This is a genomic window from Microbacterium sp. (assembly GCF_030149085.1).
Classification (GTDB): Bacteria; Actinomycetota; Actinomycetes; order Actinomycetales; family Microbacteriaceae; genus Microbacterium.
Genome location: NZ_JASBSF010000347.1, coordinates 1 through 2,906 on the forward strand (window position 1 = coordinate 1; position 2,906 = coordinate 2,906).

Genomic DNA, 2,906 nt, shown 5'->3' on the forward strand with positions numbered 1-2,906 from the left:
GCCGCTGACTCGTCGTCGACGGGTTCTGCCGGCTCGTCGCAGGCCGCGTCATCCAGCGGCCGAGATTCCACAGCCTGACCCTGCCGCGTGGCGACCAGTTCCCTGCCGCAGGTGGGAGAGCCCAACCGGCCGCGCCGTGACCGGAGGATGTCGCTCGGGCAGCATCTGATCGAGTTGCGCAAGCGGCTCATGATCTCTGCCCTCGCGCTCGTTGTCGGCATGGTGGTGGCGTTCATCGTCACGGATCCGATCATTCGGCTGATCACGGTCCCGATCGTCGACGTCGCGGCTGCGCGTGGCATCGAAGCCAATGTCGAGGTCATGTTCACGACGGTCACGGGACCGTTCGACCTTCGCATCCGGATCGCATTCGCGATTGGCATCCTGATCTCGGCGCCGATCTGGCTCTGGCAGATCTGGGCTTTCATCATGCCGGGACTCACCCGCAAAGAGGTGGGTTACACGGCTGGGTTTGTGGGAGCAGCCGTGCCGCTGTTCTTCGCCGGAACCGTCGTGGGGTGGCTCGTGCTCCCGCATGTCGTGGAGATCATGGCGACGTTCGCGCCCACGGGCACCTCGTTGTTCTACGACGCGACGTATTACTACGACTTCGTTTTCAAGTTCCTCCTCGTGGTCGGGGTCTCTTTCGTGCTGCCCGTGTTCCTCGTGGCCCTGAACGTCGCGGGGGTCATGTCGGGCCGCGCCATCCTCAAGGGCTGGCGAGTGGCGGTGCTCGTTGCAACGTTGTTTGCCGCGGTCGCCACTCCCGCCGCTGATGCCGTGTCGATGGTGATGCTCGCGGGGATCTTGATCGTGCTCTTCTTTGCAGCGGCGGGTGTCTCGATGTTGTTCGACAGACGCAAGTCCAAGCGCCAATCATCCCTGCTGCCGCCTGAGGCTGCGGGGTGAGCGTTCCGAGCCCAGCGGAGCGATTTGCGCGGGCCGAGGCGGCCCGCGTGTATCCGGTCACGGCGGCGTTCGCCGACGATCAGCGGTTCGATCTCGATCCGTTCCAGATCGCCGGATGCCACGCGCTCGAGTCGGGTCGAAGCGTGCTCGTCGCCGCCCCCACGGGCGCGGGAAAGACCATTGTCGGCGAGTTCGCGATTCATCTGGCGATGCGGGAGCCCGCCGACAAGGCGTTCTACACGACGCCGATGAAGGCGCTCTCCAACCAGAAGTTCCGTGAGCTCGTGGATGTCTATGGTCCCGACGATGTGGGGCTTCTGACGGGCGATACCAACATCAATGGAAATGCCCGCGTCGTCGTCATGACGACCGAGGTGTTGCGCAACATGCTCTACGCGGGCTCGCCGGCGCTGCGCGACCTGCGCTATGTCGTCATGGACGAAGTCCACTACCTCGCCGACAGGTTCCGCGGTGCCGTGTGGGAAGAGGTCATCATCCATCTGCCGCCCGCGGTTCGTCTGGTCTCGCTCTCGGCAACGGTGTCGAACGCTGAGGAATTCGGTGACTGGCTCGACACCGTGCGCGGAGACACTGACGTCATCGTGTCGGAGACCCGACCCGTCCCGCTCGAGCAACACGTTCTGGTGCGCGGGGACCTCCTGCCACTGTTCGACGACCGTGCCGGCGTCGCGACGGCGCAGGTGAACCAAGAACTCATGCGTATCCGTTCGTTCAAGGGTCCGACCTACGAGAGCAACCGCCGCGTGCAGGCCAGTCGCAGCGCCGCCATGTCGGGAAGCCGCGGGCGCGACGGCCAGCATCGCCGGCCGCACAAGGGCGGTCACCGTCCCGTGCGGTCCGCGAACGCACAACGGATCGAACGGCTCGATCGCCCCGACGTGATCGAACTGCTCGCGCGATCCAATCTGCTTCCCGCGATCTTCTTCATCTTCAGCCGCGCCGGATGCGACGCTGCTGTGCAGCAGGTGCGTCGCTCCGGAGCACGCTTCACAACCCCCGAAGAGCGGGCGGAGATCCGGGCGATCGTCGAGGAACGCACTCGGACGCTGCTCGAGGAAGACCTCGCCGTGCTTGGATTCTGGGAGTGGCGTGAAAACCTGGAGCGGGGTGTCGCTGCACATCATGCGGGTCTTCTTCCGGCGTTCAAAGAGGTCGTCGAAGAGCTCTTCCAGCGCAAGCTCGTGAAGGTCGTCTTCGCGACCGAGACCCTCGCCCTGGGGATCAACATGCCGGCGCGAACGGTTGTGCTCGAAAAGCTCGAGAAGTTCAACGGCGAAGCGCGGGTCGCGATCACGTCGGGGGAGTACACGCAGCTCACGGGCCGCGCCGGACGCCGGGGGATCGACGTCGAGGGCCACGCCGTCGTCCAGTGGACCGAGGGACTTGACCCGCAGGCAGTGGCAGCATTGGCGTCCCGCCGTACGTATCCACTGAACTCCAGTTTCCGGCCGACGTACAACATGGCCGTCAACCTCATCGACCAGTTCGGCAGGGCCCGCGCGAGAGAGATTCTCGAGTCCTCGTTCGCGCAGTTCCAGGCCGACCGCGCTGTGGTGGGCCTGGCCCGGCAGGTGAAGGATGCTGAGGAGTCGCTCGCGGGCTACGCCAAGGCGATGAGCTGCGACAAGGGCGACTTCGCCGAGTATTCGGGCATCCGTCGCGAGTTGAGTGATCTCGAAAAGCTCAATCGCAAGGACGCCAATGCCTCCCGCCAGACGCGCGACAAGCGTCAGCGCGAGATCAGTGAGCTGCGCCGGCGCATGCAGCGGCATCCGTGCCACCAGTGTCCGGACCGGGAGCATCACGCCCGGTGGGCAGAGCGGTACTGGAAGCTCGATCGCACCGTCGAGCGCCTTCGTAGCCAGATCGACGCGCGCACGGGAACTGTCGCTCGGGTCTTCGATCGGATCGTCGACGTTCTGGCCAGTCTCGACTATGTGCGCGTCGACGCAGACGGTGCCGCGACACTCACGCCG

2 protein-coding genes are annotated in these 2,906 nt (G+C 65.2%); both read left to right on the forward strand.

The features are described 5' to 3' along the window. Positions 1 to 147 precede the first annotated feature (147 nt). Positions 148 to 909 carry a twin-arginine translocase subunit TatC gene (tatC, locus tag Q1V87_RS14265; protein WP_300594260.1) on the forward strand — a complete coding sequence of 254 codons (762 nt, stop codon included), beginning with the start codon at positions 148 to 150 and terminating at the stop codon, positions 907 to 909. Continuing rightward, on the forward strand, positions 906 to 2,906 hold a 2,001-nt coding region (locus Q1V87_RS14270), incomplete at its 3' end, for a DEAD/DEAH box helicase (protein WP_300594257.1). The genes tatC and Q1V87_RS14270, both read left to right, overlap by 4 nt.